The sequence below is a fragment of the Pseudomonas sp. C32 genome (assembly GCF_030417915.1).
Classification (GTDB): Bacteria; Pseudomonadota; Gammaproteobacteria; order Pseudomonadales; family Pseudomonadaceae; genus Aquipseudomonas.
This window is the reverse complement of the sequence record NZ_JAUHUK010000012.1, coordinates 82,213-100,470: the sequence shown is the minus strand read 5'-3', so window position 1 is coordinate 100,470 and position 18,258 is coordinate 82,213. Positions and strand designations below refer to the sequence as shown.

Annotated in this window: 16 protein-coding genes; 15 read left to right on the top strand and 1 reads right to left on the bottom strand. The window is 60.7% G+C overall.

Annotated elements, in window-relative coordinates:
• The first annotated feature begins 42 nt into the window (after nt 1-42).
• The 12 genes from QYH43_RS15465 to QYH43_RS15410 all read left to right on the top strand — a co-directional run bounded on the left by QYH43_RS15465 (nt 43) and on the right by QYH43_RS15410 (nt 11,500).
• Entirely contained in the window at nt 43-2,268 is a 2,226-nt protein-coding gene (locus QYH43_RS15465; protein WP_301157330.1) for a DNA internalization-related competence protein ComEC/Rec2, read from the top strand.
• A gap of 107 nt (nt 2,269-2,375) precedes the next feature.
• Nucleotides 2,376-3,011: a MotA/TolQ/ExbB proton channel family protein gene (locus QYH43_RS15460; RefSeq protein WP_301157329.1), complete on the top strand. Its 636-nt coding sequence runs from the start codon at nt 2,376-2,378 to the stop codon at nt 3,009-3,011.
• Nucleotides 3,008-3,436, top strand: coding sequence for a biopolymer transporter ExbD (locus tag QYH43_RS15455; protein ID WP_095056604.1), 429 nt, complete (start codon nt 3,008-3,010; stop codon nt 3,434-3,436). Before QYH43_RS15460 ends, QYH43_RS15455 begins: the two co-directional genes overlap by 4 nt.
• Nucleotides 3,436-4,446, top strand: coding sequence for a tetraacyldisaccharide 4'-kinase (gene lpxK, locus QYH43_RS15450; RefSeq protein ID WP_301157328.1), 1,011 nt, complete (start codon nt 3,436-3,438; stop codon nt 4,444-4,446). Before QYH43_RS15455 ends, lpxK begins: the two co-directional genes overlap by 1 nt.
• A 24-nt stretch (nt 4,447-4,470) precedes the next feature.
• Nucleotides 4,471-4,656: a Trm112 family protein gene (locus tag QYH43_RS15445; RefSeq protein ID WP_095056606.1), complete on the top strand. Its 186-nt coding sequence runs from the start codon at nt 4,471-4,473 to the stop codon at nt 4,654-4,656.
• Nucleotides 4,653-5,417, top strand: coding sequence for a 3-deoxy-manno-octulosonate cytidylyltransferase (gene kdsB, locus QYH43_RS15440; protein WP_301157327.1), 765 nt, complete (start codon nt 4,653-4,655; stop codon nt 5,415-5,417). The genes QYH43_RS15445 and kdsB overlap by 4 nt, the downstream gene beginning before the upstream one ends.
• Complete coding sequence (locus QYH43_RS15435; protein WP_095056608.1) at nt 5,417-5,881, top strand: low molecular weight protein-tyrosine-phosphatase; 465 nt, start codon at nt 5,417-5,419, stop codon at nt 5,879-5,881. Before kdsB ends, QYH43_RS15435 begins: the two co-directional genes overlap by 1 nt.
• Nucleotides 5,878-6,897, top strand: coding sequence for a UDP-N-acetylmuramate dehydrogenase (gene murB, locus QYH43_RS15430; protein WP_301157326.1), 1,020 nt, complete (start codon nt 5,878-5,880; stop codon nt 6,895-6,897). Before QYH43_RS15435 ends, murB begins: the two co-directional genes overlap by 4 nt.
• Before the next feature lie 244 nt (nt 6,898-7,141).
• Entirely contained in the window at nt 7,142-7,612 is a 471-nt protein-coding gene (locus QYH43_RS15425) for a (2Fe-2S)-binding protein (RefSeq protein ID WP_095056610.1), read from the top strand.
• Nucleotides 7,609-9,930, top strand: a complete 2,322-nt coding sequence (locus tag QYH43_RS15420) for a xanthine dehydrogenase family protein molybdopterin-binding subunit (protein ID WP_301157325.1) — start codon at nt 7,609-7,611, stop codon at nt 9,928-9,930. The genes QYH43_RS15425 and QYH43_RS15420 overlap by 4 nt, the downstream gene beginning before the upstream one ends.
• Entirely contained in the window at nt 9,930-10,913 is a 984-nt protein-coding gene (locus QYH43_RS15415) for an XdhC family protein (RefSeq protein WP_301157324.1), read from the top strand. Before QYH43_RS15420 ends, QYH43_RS15415 begins: the two co-directional genes overlap by 1 nt.
• Nucleotides 10,910-11,500: a nucleotidyltransferase family protein gene (locus QYH43_RS15410; protein ID WP_301157323.1), complete on the top strand. Its 591-nt coding sequence runs from the start codon at nt 10,910-10,912 to the stop codon at nt 11,498-11,500. The genes QYH43_RS15415 and QYH43_RS15410 overlap by 4 nt, the downstream gene beginning before the upstream one ends.
• 133 nt (nt 11,501-11,633) lie before the next feature.
• On the opposite strand, the gene rne is transcribed toward QYH43_RS15410, so the two are convergent.
• Nucleotides 11,634-14,825: a ribonuclease E gene (rne, locus tag QYH43_RS15405; RefSeq protein WP_301157322.1), complete on the bottom strand. Its 3,192-nt coding sequence runs from the start codon at nt 14,823-14,825 to the stop codon at nt 11,634-11,636.
• A gap of 700 nt (nt 14,826-15,525) precedes the next feature.
• Here rne and rluC point away from each other — a divergent pair.
• The 3 genes from rluC to QYH43_RS15390 are packed head-to-tail and all read left to right on the top strand — an operon-like array spanning nt 15,526 to nt 18,148.
• Nucleotides 15,526-16,488, top strand: a complete 963-nt coding sequence (gene rluC, locus QYH43_RS15400) for a 23S rRNA pseudouridine(955/2504/2580) synthase RluC (RefSeq protein ID WP_095942602.1) — start codon at nt 15,526-15,528, stop codon at nt 16,486-16,488.
• Nucleotides 16,475-17,134, top strand: a complete 660-nt coding sequence (locus tag QYH43_RS15395) for an HAD-IA family hydrolase (protein ID WP_095056615.1) — start codon at nt 16,475-16,477, stop codon at nt 17,132-17,134. The genes rluC and QYH43_RS15395 overlap by 14 nt, the downstream gene beginning before the upstream one ends.
• Nucleotides 17,135-17,158: 24 nt before the next feature.
• Complete coding sequence (locus QYH43_RS15390; protein WP_095056616.1) at nt 17,159-18,148, top strand: S49 family peptidase; 990 nt, start codon at nt 17,159-17,161, stop codon at nt 18,146-18,148.
• Nucleotides 18,149-18,258 lie beyond the last annotated feature (110 nt).

Below are 18,258 nucleotides of genomic sequence, written 5' to 3'. Positions count from 1 at the left end.
GGACGGGCTAAGCCTAGGGTAAGGACTCTCAAGGACGGGCATATGCGCATAGGGATGATGGCGCTGGCGCTGGGTTTGTTGGCATTGCGTTTTTTACCGGCAATACCGCCGGTCTGGTTGTTGTGGTTGATGCCGGTGGCGGGTTTGATGTTGCTGCCGTTCAGGACGTTTCCGGTGGCGTTTTTTCTGTTTGGGTTCAGTTGGGCCTGCGTGCAGGCGCAATGGGCGCTGGATGATCGCTTGTCACCGAGGCTGGATGGCGAAACCCGCTGGGTCGAAGGACGGGTGACGGGGTTGCCGCAAAGTGCCGACGGCGTGGTGCGCTTCGAGTTGAGCGACAGTCAGTCTCGGCGCGCGCAACTGCCGCAGCGCTTGCGTCTGGCCTGGCATGGCGGTCCGGCGGTGAACAGTGGTGAGCGCTGGCGACTGGCGGTCAAATTGAAGCGTCCGGTCGGGCTGCTCAATCCCCATGCCTTTGACTACGAAGCCTGGTTGCTCGCGCAACGCATTGGGGCGACCGGAACGGTCAAGGATGGCCAGAAACTCACCGACGCCCGTTGGGCCTGGCGGGACGGTATTCGCCAAGGCTTACAGTCTGTGGACGCCCAGGGTCGAACCGGTGCACTGACCGCATTGGTGCTGGGCGACGGCGCCGGGCTCAGTCGTGAAGACTGGCAGGTGTTGCAGGACACCGGCACAGTGCATCTGCTGGTGATTTCCGGGCAGCACATCGGGTTACTGGCGGGGGTCGTCTACCTGTTGATCGCCGGGCTGGCCCGCTATGGGCTGTGGCCGAACCGCCTGCCGTGGCTGCCCTGGGCGTGCGGACTCGCATTCGCCGCGGCGCTGGGTTACGGGCTGCTGGCCGGTTTTGAAGTGCCGGTTCGACGGGCCTGCCTGATGATTGGCCTGGTGTTGTTATGGCGCCTGCGGTTCCGTCATCTCGGTGCCTGGTGGCCACTGTTGCTGGCGCTCAATGGGATTTTATTGATGGACCCGCTGGCGAGCCTGCAACCGGGGTTCTGGCTGTCTTTTGTGGCAGTGGCCATATTGATTTTCACCTTTGGTGGCCGGTTGGGACCTTGGCGTTGGTGGCAAACCTGGACGCGCGCCCAGTGGCTGATCGCAATCGGCCTGTGCCCGTTGTTGCTGGTGCTGGGATTGCCCATCAGCGTCAGTGGGCCAGCGGCCAATCTGTTGGCCGTGCCGTGGATCAGCCTCGTGGTGTTGCCGCCAGCCTTGCTCGGTACTGTGTTGTTGCCCGTGCCTTATGTGGGCGAGGGATTGCTGTGGCTGGCGGGCGGATTGATCGACTGGCTGTTCAACGGATTGGCGATGCTGGCCGGTGAGATACCCGCGTGGGTACCCAAGGCGATTCCGTTTTGGGTCTGGGGCCTCGGTGCGCTGGGAGCATTTTTACTGCTGCTGCCGCGAGGTGTGCCGTTACGCCCGTTGGGATGGCCGATGCTGTTGCTGCTGGTGTTTCCACCCCGTGCGGAACTGCCGGAAGGCATCGCCGATGTCTGGCAACTGGACGTCGGGCAAGGACTGGCCATTCTGGTACGAACCCGCCACCACACATTGTTGTATGACGCGGGGCCGCGTTTCGGGGATTTCGATCTGGGCGAGCGGGTTGTGTTGCCGTCGTTGCGCAAATTGGGCGTAGAAACACTCGATCTGATGTTGATCAGCCACGCCGATGCCGATCACGCCGGTGGCGCCCGGGCGGTAGCCAACGGCATGACCGTCAAGCAAGTGCTCAGTGGCGATCCCGCAGGCTTGCCGGCTGAGCTGCACGCTTCAGCCTGTGAGGCGGGCCTGCAATGGACCTGGGACGGCGTTAAATTCCAGCTCTGGCAATTTCCGTCAGCCACAGACAGCAATCAGAAATCCTGCGTTCTGCAGATCGAAGCCGATGGCGAGCGCTTGTTGCTGACGGGGGACATCGACGCCGCTGCCGAGCGGGCGCTGCTCGACAGTCCTTTGGCCATTGCAACCGACTGGTTGCAGGCACCGCATCATGGCAGTCGCAGTTCGTCTTCAATGGCACTGCTCAACGGGCTGCAACCCAAGGCGGTGCTGATCTCCCGAGGGCATGGCAACTCGTTTGGTCACCCGCATCCGACGGTCATGGCGCGCTACCGAAAACGCGGGATGGCGATTTACGACAGCGCCGAGCAGGGTGCCATTCATCTGCAGTTGGGACAGTTTGCATCCCCGTCGTCGATGCGTCTGGAACGGCGTTTCTGGCGCGATCCGCCGCCCTGAAATAAATAACCCCCGGTTATTAAAGCCCGACCGGATGCGACATCACGGTCTTCGGTGCGCCGACCCCCTATGTTAGAGTGGCGCACTTTTTCGAGGGGATTGTCACTGTGTGGGAATTGGTCAAATCCGGCGGCTGGATGATGCTGCCGATCATTTTGAGTTCCATCGCCGCCATGGCGATTGTCGCCGAACGCCTCTGGACGCTGCGAGCCAGCCGTGTGACCCCGGAGCATTTGCTCGGGCAGGTCTGGGTCTGGATCAAGGACAAACAACTCAATAAAGAAAAACTCAAGGAACTGCGCCTCAACTCACCGTTGGGCGAGATCCTGGCGGCAGGCCTGGCCAACTCAAAACATGGTCGCGAGATCATGAAAGAGTGCATCGAAGAGGCCGCCGCGCGGGTCATTCACGAATTGGAGCGCTACATCAACGCCCTCGGCACCATCGCCGCCATGGCCCCGTTGCTGGGGTTGTTGGGTACGGTGTTGGGCATGATCGATATTTTCAGCGCGTTTACCGGCAGCGGCATGACCACCAACGCCTCGGTACTGGCTGGTGGTATCTCCAAAGCCTTGATCACCACGGCCGCAGGCTTGATGGTCGGTATCCCGGCGGTGTTCTTCCACCGTTTCCTGCAACGCCGGATCGATGAGCTGGTGGTCGGCATGGAGCAAGAGGCCATCAAACTGGTCGAGGTGGTTCAGGGCGACCGTGATGTGGACCTGTCCAGGAGCAAAGCGTGAAATTCCGCCGCAAACCACGGGAAACGGTGGACATCAACCTCGCGTCGCTGATCGACGTGGTGTTCATCCTGCTGCTGTTTTTCGTCGTGACCACCACCTTCACCCGTGAAACCCAGTTGCGCGTCGATCTGCCGGAAGCGATCAGCGGTTCGCCCGCGGAGGATCAGGACAAGCCGGTCGATATCACCATCAGTGCCGAAGGCGTGTTCTCGGTGAACAACCAGATCCTGCCGAAAAGCGACCTGGCCTCGCTGATGGAGGCGCTGCAGAAAGAATCCAATGGCGACACCAACCGACCGCTGTCGATCAGCGCGGATGGCAAGACTCAACATCAGTCCGTCATCATCGCCATGGACGCCGCCGGCAAACTCGGTTTCAGCCACTTGCGCATGACCACTGTCGAGGCGGCGCCTCCCGCGCCCTGATGGCCATGTCCGATCGATTGCTCGCCGCGTGGTATGACGGTCATCCGGCCCTGAAGCTGTTACAGCCACTGGAATGGTTGTACCGGCGCGTGGTCATGAACAAGCGCAAACGCTTTCTGGCGGGTGAGGGCGAGATCTATCAGCCGCCCGTGCCGCTGATCGTCGTTGGTAACATCACGGTCGGTGGCACCGGCAAGACACCGTTGATTTTGTGGATGATCGAGCATTGTCAGCGCAGTGGGCTGCGGGTCGGTGTGGTCAGCCGTGGTTACGGTGCCAAACCGCCGCAATTGCCATGGCGGGTCGAGGCGGATCAAAGCGCAGGCATCTCAGGCGATGAACCGCTGTTGATCGTCCAGCGCACAGGTGTGCCGCTGATGATCGACCCCAACCGCAGCAACGCCGTCAAAGCCCTGTTGGCCAGTGAACCGCTGGACCTGATCCTGTCTGACGACGGTATGCAGCACTATCGGCTGGCCCGGGATCTGGAGTTGGTACTGATCGACGCCGCCCGCGGACTGGGCAATCGGCGCTGCTTGCCGGCCGGGCCGCTGCGTGAACCGGTCGAGCGTCTGCAAAGCGTTGACGCTGTGCTCTATAACGGCGCCCCGGCTGACCGCGACGATGGCTTTGCCTTCCAGTTGCAACCCTCCGAACTGGTTAACCTGCGCAGCGGCGAACGTCGCTCCCTCGATCACTTCCCCAAAGGCCAGGCCGTGCACGCCGTGGCCGGAATCGGCAACCCGCAGCGTTTCTTCAAAACCCTCGAAACGCTACACTGGCAGCCTGTTCCACATGCATTTGCCGACCACGCCGAATACAGCGTCGAGGCCTTGAATTTCACGCCGTCATTGCCGTTGGTGATGACGGAAAAGGACGCGGTGAAGTGCCGTGCCTTCGCCGCTGCCGATTGGTGGTACCTGGCGGTCGATGCTGCGCCGTCGCCGGCCTTCGTGGCCTGGTTCGATACGCAGTTGATGCGCCTGTTGCCGGCTCGTTTGTTGCCTTAATCCGTTTTTATCCAGGGAATGTTCATGGACACCAAATTGCTCGATATCCTCGCTTGCCCTGTCTGCAAAGGCCCGCTCAAACTCAGCGCCGACAAGACCGAGCTGATCAGCAAAGGCGCAGGCCTGGCCTACCCGATTCGCGACGGCATCCCGGTGATGCTCGAATCCGAAGCGCGCACCCTGACCAACGACGAGCGTCTGGATAAATGACCACAGCCTTTACCGTCGTCATTCCGTCGCGTTATGCCTCGACCCGTCTGCCGGGCAAACCGATGCTGCTGATCGCCGGCAAGCCGATGATCCAGCATGTCTGGGAGCAGGCATGCAAAAGCAGCGCCGAGCGTGTGGTGGTTGCCACTGACGACGCGCGCATTATCGAGGCTTGCAAAAGCTTTGGCGCCGAAGTGGTGCTGACCCGTGAAGACCACAACTCCGGCACCGATCGCCTGGCCGAAGTGGCCGAGAAACTGGGGCTGGCGCCGGACGCCATCGTGGTCAACGTCCAGGGTGACGAACCGCTGATTCCGCCGAGCGTGATCGATCAGGTCGCCGCCAACCTGGCTGCCCACACCGAAGCGCGCATGGCCACGCTGGCCGAGCCGATCGAAGACGTGGAAACCCTGTTCAATCCGAACGTGGTCAAGGTGGTCAGCGATCTTAACGGTCTGGCACTGACCTTCAGTCGCGCCACGCTGCCTTGGGCGCGAGATGCCTTTGCCAAAAGCCGCGACGAGCTACCGGAAGGCGTGCCTTACCGTCGCCACATCGGCATCTATGCCTACCGCGCCGGTTTCCTGCATGACTTCGTCAGCTGGGGCCCGTGCTGGCTGGAAAACATCGAGTGCCTGGAGCAGCTGCGTGCCCTGTGGCACGGCGTGCGGATCCACGTTGCCGACGCGCTGATCGCACCACCGGCCGGTGTCGATACCATCGAAGACCTCGAGCGCGTTCGTCGCCTGCTGGAGGCCTGATGCGGGTTCTGTTTGTCTGCCTGGGCAACATCTGCCGTTCGCCCACGGCCGAAGGCGTGCTGCGCCATAAACTGCGTGAGGCGGGGTTGGCCAATCAAGTTGAAGTCGCCTCCGCCGGCACCGGTGACTGGCATGTCGGCAAAGCGCCGGACAAGCGCAGTCAGGCAGCGGCCAAGCTGCGCGGCTACGACCTGTCCGCCCAGCGCGCCCAGCAGGTCAGCCGCGCCGATTTCGCCACGTACGACCTGATCCTGGCGATGGACAACAGCAATCTGCGCAACCTCAAGGCCCTGCAACCGGCCAAGGGCAGGGCCGAGCTGGACCTGTTCCTGCGCCGCTATGAGTCGGAAGTCGATGAAGTGCCGGACCCGTATTACGACGGCGATCAAGGTTTCGAACAGGTGCTGGACCTGATCGAGCGCGCCAGTGATTTGCTGGTGATCGAATTGAAGGGACGGTTATGAGTTTGCAGGTTCGGTCGCAGGTTTCGCTCAAGCCGTTCAACAGCTTCGGAGTGGACGTTCAGGCGCGGTTGTTCGCCGAGGCTCATAGCGACGCTGATGTGCGTGAGGCTTTGGCTTATGGCCGGGAGCACCAAGTGCCAGTGTTGGTGATCGGCGGCGGCAGCAATTTGCTGCTGACAGCGGATATCGACTCGCTGGTGCTGCGCATGGCCACCCGTGGCATTCGTGTGCTCAGCGATGACGGCAGCAAGGTGGTGATCGAAGCCGAGGCCGGTGAGCCGTGGCATCCGTTTGTGCAGCACACCTTGGCGCAAGGGTTGTCGGGGCTTGAAAACCTCAGCCTGATTCCGGGTACCGTCGGCGCCGCACCGATGCAGAACATCGGCGCCTACGGGGTCGAGATCAAGGACGTGTTCGCCGGTCTGACTGCCCTCGATCGCCAAAGCGGTGAACTGCGCGACTTCAGTCTGAAGGATTGCAACTTCGCCTACCGCGACAGCCTCTTCAAGCAGGAACCGGGGCGATGGTTGATCCTGCGCGTGCGTTTCGTACTCGACCGCGCAGCGCATTTGCATCTTGAATACGGCCCGGTGCGCCAGCGCCTGACCGAGCAAGGTATCGAGCATCCAACCGCCACCGACGTCAGCCAGGCCATTTGCAGCATTCGCAGCGAAAAACTCCCGGACCCGGCCGTGCTCGGCAATGCCGGCAGTTTCTTCAAAAACCCATTAGTGTCGGCCGCGCTGGCTGCACGGCTCAAGGGTGAGTACCCGGACCTGGTGGCCTACGCGCAACCCGATGGGCAGATGAAACTGGCCGCCGGATGGCTGATTGAGCGGGCAGGGTGGAAAGGTTTCCGTGATGCGGACGCGGGCGTGCATAAATTGCAGGCGCTGGTGCTGGTCAACTACGGCGGCGCCACCGGATTGCAATTGCTCCACCTGGCGCAACGCATCCAGAAAGACATTTCAGAACGTTTCCACGTCGATCTGGAAATGGAGCCGAATCGCTATTGAGGCTACGCTCTCAAGTCTGAATCCAAAGCCCTGTACCGTAACTAGTGCAGGGCTTTTTTGTTAATGCTGCGTTAACTTAGCGAGCTAACGATGCAATGCATTTACTCCATCAAAGGCCCGGTGCAGACGTGTTCGTCTGCACAAGAGAGCCCATTAGCCTGAGTCGATCTGCGTGATGCCAACCGCTGACCTTCCAGCGGCAGATTACTCGACCCCATAACCCGAACACTCTGCGGGCGTGCCCATGATTACCCTGAAACTCAACGGTCAGAACCATCAACTCGATGTCACCGAGGACATGCCGCTGCTCTGGGCAATCCGTGACGTCGCCGGCTACAACGGCACAAAATTCGGCTGCGGCATGGGCCTGTGCGGGGCGTGCACCATTCATATCGAAGGCGCTCCGGCGCGCAGTTGCATCACACCGATCGGTTCGGTCATCGGGCAGAACGTCACCACCATCGACAACCTGCACGCGGACCCGATTGGCAAAGTCGTGCAGCAAGCCTGGCTCGATAGCGCGGTGGCCCAATGCGGGTTTTGCCAAGGCGGGCAAATCATGTCCGCGACCGCGTTGCTCAAGATCCATCCGAACCCGAGCGACGAGCAGATCGAAGAAGCGATGGTCGGCAACATCTGCCGTTGCGGCACCTACAATCGCATCAAGACCGCCATCCGTCAGGCATCCACTCACCTGAAGGAGGCCAAGGCATGAGCCAGTTACCGAATGACTTCGCCCTGAGCAACCTCAGTCGCCGAGGCTTCCTCAAGGGTGTCGGCGCCACTGGTGCATTGGTCGTTGCCGCCAGTTGGGGCTGGCAGGAGGCGTTTGCCGAAGAGAAAGAGAAAAAGTTCGGCGCCGACGGTATGCCCAACGGCTGGATCGATGACCCCAAGGTCTATGTGAGCATTGCCGCGGATGGCACGGTGACCGTGGTGTGCAACCGTTCGGAAATGGGTCAGGGCGTGCGCACCAGCCTGACCATGGTCGTGGCCGATGAACTGGAAGCCGATTGGGCGCGGGTCAAAGTGCGTCAGGCACCGGGTGACGAAGTGCGCTTCGGCAATCAGGACACTGACGGATCGCGCAGCATGCGCCACTGGTACGAACCGATGCGCCGTTGCGGTGCCGCCGCACGGACCATGCTCGAACAAGCCGCCGCCGAGCAGTGGAAAGTGCCGGTCAGCGAATGCCATGCGCAGTTGCACAAAGTTATCCATACACCGTCAGGCCGCGAACTGGATTACGGCGCGCTGGCGGCTGCTGCCGGTGCCTTGGCTGTACCGGCACGCGACAGCCTCAAGCTCAAGCAGCCGTCGGAATTTCGCTACATCGGCAAGGAAGGCACCAAGGCGATCGACGGTGACGACATCGTCAATGGTCGTGCCGTGTATGGCGCCGATGTGCATTTCGACGGCATGTTGTTCGCGGTGATCGCCCGGCCTGCGGTCTATGGCGGCAAGGTCAAAAGTTTCGATGGCAGTGCGGCGATGAAAGTCCCCGGTGTGCTGAAGGTGATTCAGATCGACAGCCGTCCGTTGCCTTCCGAGTTTCAACCGTTGGGCGGAATCGCCGTAGTGGCCAGTAATACCTGGGCCGCAATCAAGGGGCGCGAGGCGCTGAAGATCGAGTGGGACGACGGCCCTAATGCCAGCTATGACTCGATTGCCTACCGCAAGGAACTGGAAGCTGCTTCACTCAAACCCGGCAAAGTGGTGCGCAATACCGGCAACATCGACGAAGCCATGAGCAGCGCCGACAACACGCTGGAAGCGTCCTACTACCTGCCTCACTTGTCGCAATCGCCGATGGAACCGATGGTCGCCATCGCACGCTACAAGGATGGCGTCTGCGAAGCCTGGGGCCCGAGTCAGGCGCCACAGGTGAGCCGCCAGCGGATCGGCGAACGCCTGGGATTGCCGTTGGACAAGGTCACGTTCAACGTAACCTTGCTGGGCGGCGGTTTCGGGCGCAAGTCCAAACCTGACTTCATCATCGAAGCCGCCATCCTGGCCAAGGAATTCCCCGGCAAAGCCGTGCGTGTGCAGTGGACCCGTGAAGACGACATCCACAATTCCTACTTCCACACCGTGTCGGTGGAATACCTCAAGGCCAGCCTGAACAAGGACGGCTTGCCCTCCGGCTGGTTGCACCGCACCGTGGCGCCGAGCATCACCGCGCTGTTTGCGCCGGGCATGAACCATGAAGCGGCGTTCGAACTGGGCATGGGTTTCACCAACATGGCCTATGCCATTCCCAACATCCGCCTGGAAAACCCTGAAGCGATGGCACACACCCGGGTCGGCTGGTATCGCTCGGTGTCGAACATTCCCCATGGCTTTGCGGTCCAGAGTTTTATCGATGAACTGGCGCACAAGGCCGGACAGGACCCGCTCAAGTATCAGGTCAAATTGCTCGGCCCGGACCGTCAGATCGATCCGCGCACCTTGAGTGAAGAATGGAACTACGGTGAATCGCCGGAGCGTTATCCGATCGATACGGCACGCCTGCGTACGGTGCTGGAAACTGCCGCGAAGGCGGCCGGTTGGGGGCGCGAGTTGCCCAAAGGGCGAGGATTGGGTCTGGCGGTGCATTACAGTTTCGTGACGTACGTGGCAGCGGTGATCGAGGTTGAAGTCAAAGACGACGGCACGCTGATCGTGCACAAGGCCGATATTGCCGTCGATTGCGGACCGCAGATCAACCCCGAACGGATTCGCTCTCAATTCGAAGGCGCCTGTGTCATGGGGCTGGGCAACGCGGTGCTGGGTGAAATCAGCTTCAAGGACGGCAAGGTCCAGCAGGACAACTTCCACATGTACGAAGTGGCGCGCATGTCCCTGGCGCCGAAAGACATCGCCGTACACTTGGTGACCCCACCGGGCAACGTTCCGTTGGGCGGCGTCGGCGAACCGGGTGTGCCACCGATTGCCCCGGCGCTGTGCAATGCGATCTTCGCCGCCACCGGCCAACGCATTCGCAATTTGCCGGTTCGTTATCAGCTGTCGGGTTGGCAGAAGGCAGGCGCCTGATGGACAGCGCCGACCTGAATGTCCTGCGCAGCGTGTTGGAGTGGCGCCGCGCTGGTCAGCGGGTAATGTTGTACAGCGTCGCCCAGACCTGGGGCACCGCGCCCCGGGCACCTGGGGCGATGCTGGCGCTGCGCGAGGACGGTGTGGTGATTGGCTCGGTCTCCGGTGGCTGCGTCGAAGATGATCTGATTGCACGGCAGCACGACGGTCGAATCCCGGTCGACGGGCCAGCGGTGCAACTGATTACCTACGGCATCACCCGTGAAGAGGCGGCGCGATTCGGCTTGCCGTGTGGCGGTACGCTGCGTTTGATCGAAGAGCGCGTCGATGATGCGGCTTGGGTCGAGCAATTGCTGGCCCACTGTGAGGCCCATGAAATCGTCGCACGGGAACTCAACCTTGAAACCGGCCAAGTGATTTTGACGCCTGCCAGCAAGTCGGACGTGTTGATGTTCGACGGGCAGACCTTGCGCGCAATTTATGGTCCGCGTTGGCGTCTGTTGTTGATTGGCGCGGGGCAGCTGTCCCGGTATGTCGCCGAAATGGCCCGGTTGCTGGATTTTGAAGTGCTGATCTGCGACCCGCGCACCGAGTTCGTCTATGGCTGGGAAGCGCAGCACGGACGTTTTGTCTCGGGCATGCCCGACGAGGCCGTCCTGAGTATCCAGACCGACGAACGCACGGCCATCGTCGCCCTGACTCACGACCCGCGCCTGGACGACATGGCGCTGCTGACAGCCCTCGATTCCAAGGCGTTCTATGTCGGCGCACTGGGCTCACGGATCAACAGCCAGAAACGCCGGGACAACCTGGCTCAACTGGGTTTGTCACAACAGGCCATCGCTCGATTGCACGGCCCGATCGGTTTGCATATCGGTAGTCATAATCCAGCGGAAATCGCCTTGTCGCTCATGGCCGAAATCGTGGCGATCAAAAATGGCGTCGAGTTGAAACAGAAGAAACCGTTGCAGGAGGATGTATGAGCGAGCCCATCGGCGTCATTGTGCTGGCAGCGGGGCAGGGGAGTCGGTTTCGCCAGGTCGCCGGTGCCGAGAAAGACAAGTTGCTGGCTGACTGCGTCGGTCGGGATGGCGCGGTTCGATCTGTCATTGAGCAGGTGCTGGTCAATCTGCCGGCAACCCTGGAGAAGCGGGTGTTGGTGACCACCGCTGACCGCCCGCAAGTGATCCGCATGGCAAAGGCTTATGGTTGCGCGATCGTGCTGATCGAGTCCACTGGAATGGGCGACAGCATTGCCGCTGGTGTGGCTGCGTGCGGGGAGCTCGGGGGATGGTTGATGGTGTTGGGGGATATGCCGTTTGTCTTGCCGTCGACTATCGAGCAAATTGTGGTTCAAGTTGCTGAAGATGGTATCAGTGTCCCGGTACATGATGGTGACTACGGGCATCCGGTCGGTTTCGGTTGCAGTTTTGGACCTGGCTTGATGGCGCTTTCGGGAGATCGGGGAGCCAAGCCCTTGTTTGCGCAGGGGCGAGTGGTTGAGGTTTCGGTGGATGATCCCGGGGTTTTGTGGGATGTGGATGTGCCGGAGAAGTTGGTCTTTGGGTGAAATCAAAAAGATCGCAGCCTTCGGCAGCTCCTGCGTCGAGCATCTGTAGGCGCTGCCGAAAGCTGCGGGATCTTTATTGCAATAAAAAGCCCCGCCTGGATCACCAGGCGGGGCTTTTTAGTCACCGACGGAGTCAGACGAGCGGTTTAGGCTCGTGTTCTTTTTCCTCGGCTTGTTCGTGTTGCTCTACGGCTTCCTGAACGGAGCGCGGTGCTTCTTCGATCACGGATTCAACCGTCTCGGCAGGTGCTGCCTCAACCGCTTCAGCCACGATCGGAGTCGGTGCAGCAGCGGCGGCCAGTTCGGCTTCCTTCTGCAGACGCTCTTCTTCACGCTTGCGACGACGCACTTCGCGTGGATCGTTAGGCGCGCGACCATTTGGCGTCAGGGCGCTGACTTGGGCAGCTTCCACGACAGGTGTGGTCACTTCAGCGACGACCGGTGCAACTTCGGCAACAACTGGCGCTTCAACAACTGGCGCAGGCTCGGCAGCAGCAACCACAGGTTCGGAAACCATCGCTTGCGCTACTTCAGGTTCAGCGACTGGCGCCGGTGCTGGTGTTTCAGCGGCAGCAGGCTCGGCAACCCAGTTGAATGCGGTTTGCTCTTCGCGAACTTCACGAACGGTTTCAGACACGGTTTCAGACACGGTTTCAACAACCGGTTCTGCAACCACGACGGGTTCGGCAGCGGCTTCAACAACAGGCTGTGCTGGTGCGACTTCGACTTCTGGCGCGGCAGTGACTTCGACCGGCGTGGTCGCTTCAACAGCTGGCGCTTCGACCGGAGCCGTTTCCAGGGTGGAGGCAGTCGCGCGTTCGGCTTGCTCGTTGGCCTGTGCTTCGGCTGGAGCACTGATCACGCTGCTGGCAACGGCTGCGGTAACAGCCAGGCCGGCGGCCAGATCGGCAGTGCTTGGTGCTTCAGGGCCTTCGGCGCCTTCGTTACCTTCGGAATCTTCCGAACCTTCGATCACGTTGCCGTTGGCGTCACGTTGACGCTCGCGACGGTTGCTGCGACGACGCTGACCACGGGAGCGGCGGCGTGGACGATCGCCTTCGGCGCCATCCTGACCGTCTTCCTGCAGTTGCTCTTCGCTGGTCGGCAGTTCTTCTTCGGCGACGGCGGCAGCGGCTTGCTCGGTACGTGGCTGGCGTTCTTCACGCGGTGGGCGTGGAGCACGTTCTTCACGTGGCTGGCGGGCCGGACGCTCTTCAGCGGTGACAGCTGCAACTGGAGCTGGAGCGGCGGCTGGCGTGGTATCCAGAGGTTCGCGCAGTTCACGAACGCGTTCTTCACGCTCGCCACGTGGCTTGCGATCTTCACGCGGTGCGCGCGGCGCACGTTCTTCACGAGGTGCGCGAGGTGCGCGTTCTTCGCGGGCTACGGCCGGCGTTTCTTCACGGGTTTCGCGTGGCTGACGCTCTTCACGCGGTTCACGTGGGGCGCGTTCTTCACGCGGAGCACGTTCTTCACGAGGCTTGCGCTCTTCATCGCGGCGACCGTTACGGTTGCGGCTCTGCTGGCGACCGTTGCGACGCTCTTCGTTACGGGCCGGGCGCTCGGTGGTCGCAGGCTTTTCAACCACGGTCGGAGCAACAGGCTCTTCCTTGGTGGCGAACAGGCTGACCAGCGACTTCACCAGGCCTTTGAACAGGCTTGGCTCAGGCACTGCAACCGGAGCAGGGGCCGGAGCGGCGACTTCGGTCGGAACCGGAGCGTTGGCGCGGGCCGGTGCGGTCTTGACGGCGGCTTCCTGGCGAACCAGGGTGCGGGTCGCGGCGGCTGGCTGGACTTCTTCCACATCGGCAGCGGCAGCAGCGATTTCGTAGCTGGACTGGTTGGTCGCGGCTTCCGGGCTGTCATCACGCAGACGCTGCACTTCGAAGTGCGGCGTTTCGAGGTGATCGTTCGGCAGAATGACGATGCGGGCACGGGTGCGCAGTTCGATCTTGGTGATCGAGTTGCGTTTTTCGTTGAGCAGGAACGCGGCCACCGGGATCGGCACTTGTGCGCGAACTTCGGCGGTACGGTCTTTCAGGGCTTCTTCTTCGATCAGGCGCAGGATCGCCAGGGACAGCGATTCAACGTCACGGATGATGCCGGTGCCGTTGCAACGCGGGCAGACGATGCCGCTGCTTTCGCCCAGGGACGGACGCAGGCGCTGACGGGACATTTCCAGCAGGCCGAAGCGCGAGATACGACCGACTTGCACGCGAGCGCGGTCGGCTTCCAGGCATTCGCGGACTTTCTCTTCCACGGCACGCTGGTTCTTGGCTGGGGTCATGTCGATGAAGTCGATGACGATCAGGCCGCCGATGTCGCGCAGGCGCAACTGACGGGCGATTTCTTCGGCGGCTTCAAGGTTGGTCTGCAGCGCGGTTTCTTCGATGTCGCTGCCTTTGGTGGCGCGCGCCGAGTTGATGTCGATGGACACCAGGGCTTCGGTCGGATCGATGACGATGGAACCGCCGGAAGGCAGTTCAACGACGCGCTGGAAAGCGGTCTCGATCTGGCTTTCGATCTGGAAGCGGTTGAACAGCGGAACGCTGTCTTCGTACAGCTTGATCTTGCTGGCGTACTGCGGCATCACCTGGCGAATGAAGGTCAGGGCTTCGTCCTGGGCTTCAACGCTGTCGATCAGCACTTCGCCGATGTCCTGGCGCAGGTAATCGCGGATGGCGCGGATGATCACGTTGCTTTCCTGGTAGATCAGGAACGGCGCGGAACGATCCAGCGAGGCTTCTTTGATGGCGGTCCAGAGTTGCAGCAGGTAGTCGAGGTCCCACTGCATTTCTTCGCTGCTGCGGCCCAGGCCGGCAGTGCGCACGATCAGACCCATGTCAGCCGGGGCAACCAGGCCGTTCAGGGCTTCACGCAGTTCATTGCGCTCTTCGCCTTCGATGCGACGGGAGATACCGCCGGCACGCGGGTTGTTCGGCATCAGAACGAGATATCGACCGGCCAGGCTGATGAAGGTGGTCAGGGCGGCGCCCTTGTTGCCACGTTCTTCTTTTTCGACCTGAACGATGACTTCCTGGCCTTCGCTCAGGACGTCCTTGATGTTGACGCGGCCTTCAGGGGCTTTCTTGAAGTATTCGCGGGAGATTTCTTTGAGGGGCAGGAAGCCGTGGCGCTCAGAGCCGAAATCGACAAAGGCAGCCTCGAGGCTTGGTTCGATGCGAGTAATCCGGCCTTTATAGATGTTGGCCTTCTTCTGCTCGCGTGCACCGGATTCGATGTCCAGGTCGTAGAGGCGTTGGCCATCTACCAGTGCAACACGCAACTCTTCGGGTTGAGTTGCGTTAATCAGCATTCTTTTCATGTAGTACCGTCGGTTTCCGGGCTGCCGGAAACGGCGTTCGGCACACACGACTTCTCACGGTCGGTGTCAGGTGCGTCGGGAGTGGTTGGCCATTCCCGTGTCCAGCGAAGTCTGGCCAATGTGGGCCTTCATCGCGACGTACGCGTCCTGCTTGCTGTGGCTACTTAAGCACTCAGTCAGGAGGAGGAATCAACCAGCGGCTGTGGACGAGATGAAGCGTCTTGATAAAGCCTATTGCTACACAGTCCAGCGGTTGTGCATCTCCACCCTACACGTATCCCTGATAATTCGGGTGCTGCCGCGCGCAGAATCCGCAGCGGGTTGGCATTTACCGTGAGCTCCGAAAGGGGAGGTCACGCATCATGGCTAATTTAGGCGTTGTTTCCGAAGCGTTCGCTCGGGGTCATTCGCAGCTGACTGCACTTTGTGAACTGGCCGTGAATATGGCTTGCAAAACGAGTGAGATACTCCGTTTTGCAGCGTGATTCAGGCCTCATGTCACCTGCGCTCGTTACACCTGCAAACTCCACCGTTACGTAGCGAAAGCCCCGTAGGACGGCCTCGCGTCCTGGTGAATTGCGTTGGTCAGGGCCGGTTTTTGACCGATGGTCCGCTGTCCAGGCCGCTTTTGGCGGCGTTCGCGACTATAGCAGCAATGATTAAGTGCTTCAATTCCATAAAAATTGTTATCATCCGCGGCATGACGACGACTACCCTCCCGACTCCAAGCGTACAACTGCTTGAGGTCTCGCCGGAATATGCCGGCCAACGCATCGACAACTTCCTTCTTGCACGGCTCAAAGGTGTGCCCAAGACCTTGATTTACCGCATTTTGCGCAAAGGCGAAGTGCGTGTGAACAAGGGGCGGATCAAGCCCGAATACAAACTGCAGGCGGGCGATATCGTGCGCGTGCCGCCGGTTCGTGTGCCTGAGCGCGACGAGCCGGTACCGCTGGCTCAGGGCCTGCTTCAGCGCCTCGAAGCCTCGATTGTCTTCGAAGACAAGGCGTTGATCGTGATCAACAAGCCTTGCGGTATCGCCGTTCACGGCGGCAGCGGCTTGAATTACGGCGTCATCGAAGCCTTTCGTCAGTTGCGTCCCGATTGCAAGGAGCTCGAACTGGTTCACCGCCTCGACCGTGACACTTCCGGCCTGCTGATGATCGCCAAGAAGCGCAGCATGCTGCGTCACTTGCACACAGCCTTGCGCGGCGATGGCGTCGATAAGCGCTATATGGCGCTGGTTCGCGGTAACTGGGCGTCCTCGATCAAGCAAGTTCGAGCGTCGCTCGGCAAGAGCAATCTGCGCTCCGGTGAGCGCATGGTCGAGGTCGACGAGGAGGAGGGCAAGGAGTCTGTGACCGTGTTCAAGGTCCTGCGTCGTTTTGGCGACTTTGCCACCCTGATCGAAGCCAAGCCGATCACCGGCCGCACTCACCAGATTCGTGTCCATACCTTGCACGCGGGTCACTGCATTGCTGGTGACACCAAATACGGTGATGACGATTTCAGCAAGGAAATTCGCGATCTGGGCGGCAAGCGCCTGTTCCTGCACGCCTACATGCTGACTGTGCCGTTACCGGATGGTGGTGAGCTGAAGCTTCAGGCGCCGGTAGACGAAATGTGGGCCAAGACCGTGGAGCGATTGAGTGCGCCCATCTGACTACAAGCTGCTGATTTTTGATTGGGATGGCACCCTTGCCGACTCCATCGGTCGGATTGTCGAAGCGATGCATGTGGCATCCGAGCGCTCCGGTTTTCAATTGTGCGATGACTTTTCCGTCAAGGGCATCATCGGACTGGGGTTGCCCGAGGCGATTCGCACGTTGTATCCGCATATTGGCGATGACGAGCTCGTCGCGTTTCGTCAGCACTATGCTGATCACTACATCGCATCGGAAGCTGTGCCGTCGCCGTTGTTCGAGGGTGTTGTCGAGTCGATGGCAGCCTTTCGCAATGAGGGTTATCACTTGGCGGTGGCCACCGGCAAGGCTCGTCGCGGGCTGGATCGGGTGCTCAAGGCGCACGGCTGGGAAGATTACTTCGATGTCACTCGTGCGGCAGATGAAACGGCCAGCAAGCCTCATCCTCTGATGCTGGAAGAAATCCTTGCTCATTGCGGCGTTTCTGCGCAGCAGGCGCTGATGGTCGGCGATTCGTCGTTTGATCTGCAAATGGCACGCAATGCCGGCATGGATTCAGTTGCGGTGAGCTATGGTGCTCAATCCATTGAGGCGCTGAAGCTGTTTGAGCCGCGGCTGTCCATAGATCGTTTTTCCGAATTGCACGCCTGGCTTCGTCAGGCTTAATACGTTTTTGCTGGGGTGTATGGCATGACCGACGAATGGAAAGCGCCTGCCAAGGCGAGCGCTGATGACGGTGACGCGAAAAGCTGGAAGCTGCTGGAAAAGACCTTGCTGTCCAGCGTGCAGGAACAGCGCCGGTCCCGTCGCTGGGGAATATTCTTCAAGCTGCTGACCTTTGTGTACCTGTTCGGTGCATTGGCGCTGTTTTCGCCGTTGATGGACATGGAAAAGGCGGCGACTCGCAGTGGCAACTACACCGCGTTGATCGACGTGACCGGTGTGATCGCCGACAAGGAGCCGGCCAGTGCCGACAACATCGTTGGCAGCCTGCGCGCAGCTTTCGAGGATGAAAAGGTCAAGGGTGTCATTCTGCGCATCAACAGTCCGGGCGGCAGTCCGGTGCAGTCGGGTTACGTCTATGACGAGATCCGCCGCCTGCGCGGCCTGCATCCGGAGATCAAGCTGTACGCGGTCATTTCTGATCTGGGGGCTTCCGGGGCGTATTACATCGCCAGTGCCGCCGACCAGATCTACGCGGACAAAGCGAGTCTCGTGGGCTCCATTGGTGTGACGGCGGCCGGTTACGGTTTTGTCGGTACCATGGAGAAGCTGGGCGTCGAGCGTCGCACATACACCTCGGGCGAGCATAAATCGTTCCTCGACCCGTTTCAGCCGCAGAAGTCGGAAGAAACGGTGTTCTGGCAAGGTGTGCTCGATACGACGCACAAACAGTTCATCAACAGCGTCAAGCAGGGGCGCGGCGATCGCCTGAAGGACAAGGAGCATCCGGAGTTGTTTTCCGGTCTGGTCTGGTCCGGCGAGCAGGCGCTGCCGCTAGGGCTTGTCGATGGATTGGGCAGTGCCAGTTCGGTTGCGCGGGATGTGATCGGCGAGAAAGAGCTGGTGGACTTTACCGTTCAGGAGTCGCCATTCGATCGCTTCTCGAAGAAGCTGGGCGCCAGCGTGGCTGAGCATCTGGCGATGTGGATGGGGTTTAACGGTCCGTCGCTGCGCTGATCTTTTGATTGCACAAAAAAACCGGCCATTGCCGGTTTTTTTGCCTTCCCATGACCTGTAGGCGCTGGCTTGCCAGCGATGGCGGCATACCTGACGCGCCGCGTCGCCCC

Excerpts from the sequence above, each read along its gene's own strand:
- rluC (WP_095942602.1), top strand. The coding sequence starts at position 15,526 with ATGACGACGACTACCCTCCCGACTCCAAGCGTACAACTGCTTGAGGTC.
- QYH43_RS15410 (WP_301157323.1), top strand. The coding sequence starts at position 10,910 with ATGAGCGAGCCCATCGGCGTCATTGTGCTGGCAGCGGGGCAGGGGAGT.
- lpxK (WP_301157328.1), top strand. The coding sequence starts at position 3,436 with ATGGCCATGTCCGATCGATTGCTCGCCGCGTGGTATGACGGTCATCCG.
- QYH43_RS15390 (WP_095056616.1), top strand. The coding sequence starts at position 17,159 with ATGACCGACGAATGGAAAGCGCCTGCCAAGGCGAGCGCTGATGACGGT.
- rne (WP_301157322.1), bottom strand. The coding sequence starts at position 14,825 with ATGAAAAGAATGCTGATTAACGCAACTCAACCCGAAGAGTTGCGTGTT.
- QYH43_RS15420 (WP_301157325.1), top strand. The coding sequence starts at position 7,609 with ATGAGCCAGTTACCGAATGACTTCGCCCTGAGCAACCTCAGTCGCCGA.
- murB (WP_301157326.1), top strand. The coding sequence starts at position 5,878 with ATGAGTTTGCAGGTTCGGTCGCAGGTTTCGCTCAAGCCGTTCAACAGC.
- QYH43_RS15435 (WP_095056608.1), top strand. The coding sequence starts at position 5,417 with ATGCGGGTTCTGTTTGTCTGCCTGGGCAACATCTGCCGTTCGCCCACG.
- QYH43_RS15465 (WP_301157330.1), top strand. The coding sequence starts at position 43 with ATGCGCATAGGGATGATGGCGCTGGCGCTGGGTTTGTTGGCATTGCGT.
- QYH43_RS15415 (WP_301157324.1), top strand. The coding sequence starts at position 9,930 with ATGGACAGCGCCGACCTGAATGTCCTGCGCAGCGTGTTGGAGTGGCGC.
- QYH43_RS15445 (WP_095056606.1), top strand. The coding sequence starts at position 4,471 with ATGGACACCAAATTGCTCGATATCCTCGCTTGCCCTGTCTGCAAAGGC.
- QYH43_RS15425 (WP_095056610.1), top strand. The coding sequence starts at position 7,142 with ATGATTACCCTGAAACTCAACGGTCAGAACCATCAACTCGATGTCACC.
- kdsB (WP_301157327.1), top strand. The coding sequence starts at position 4,653 with ATGACCACAGCCTTTACCGTCGTCATTCCGTCGCGTTATGCCTCGACC.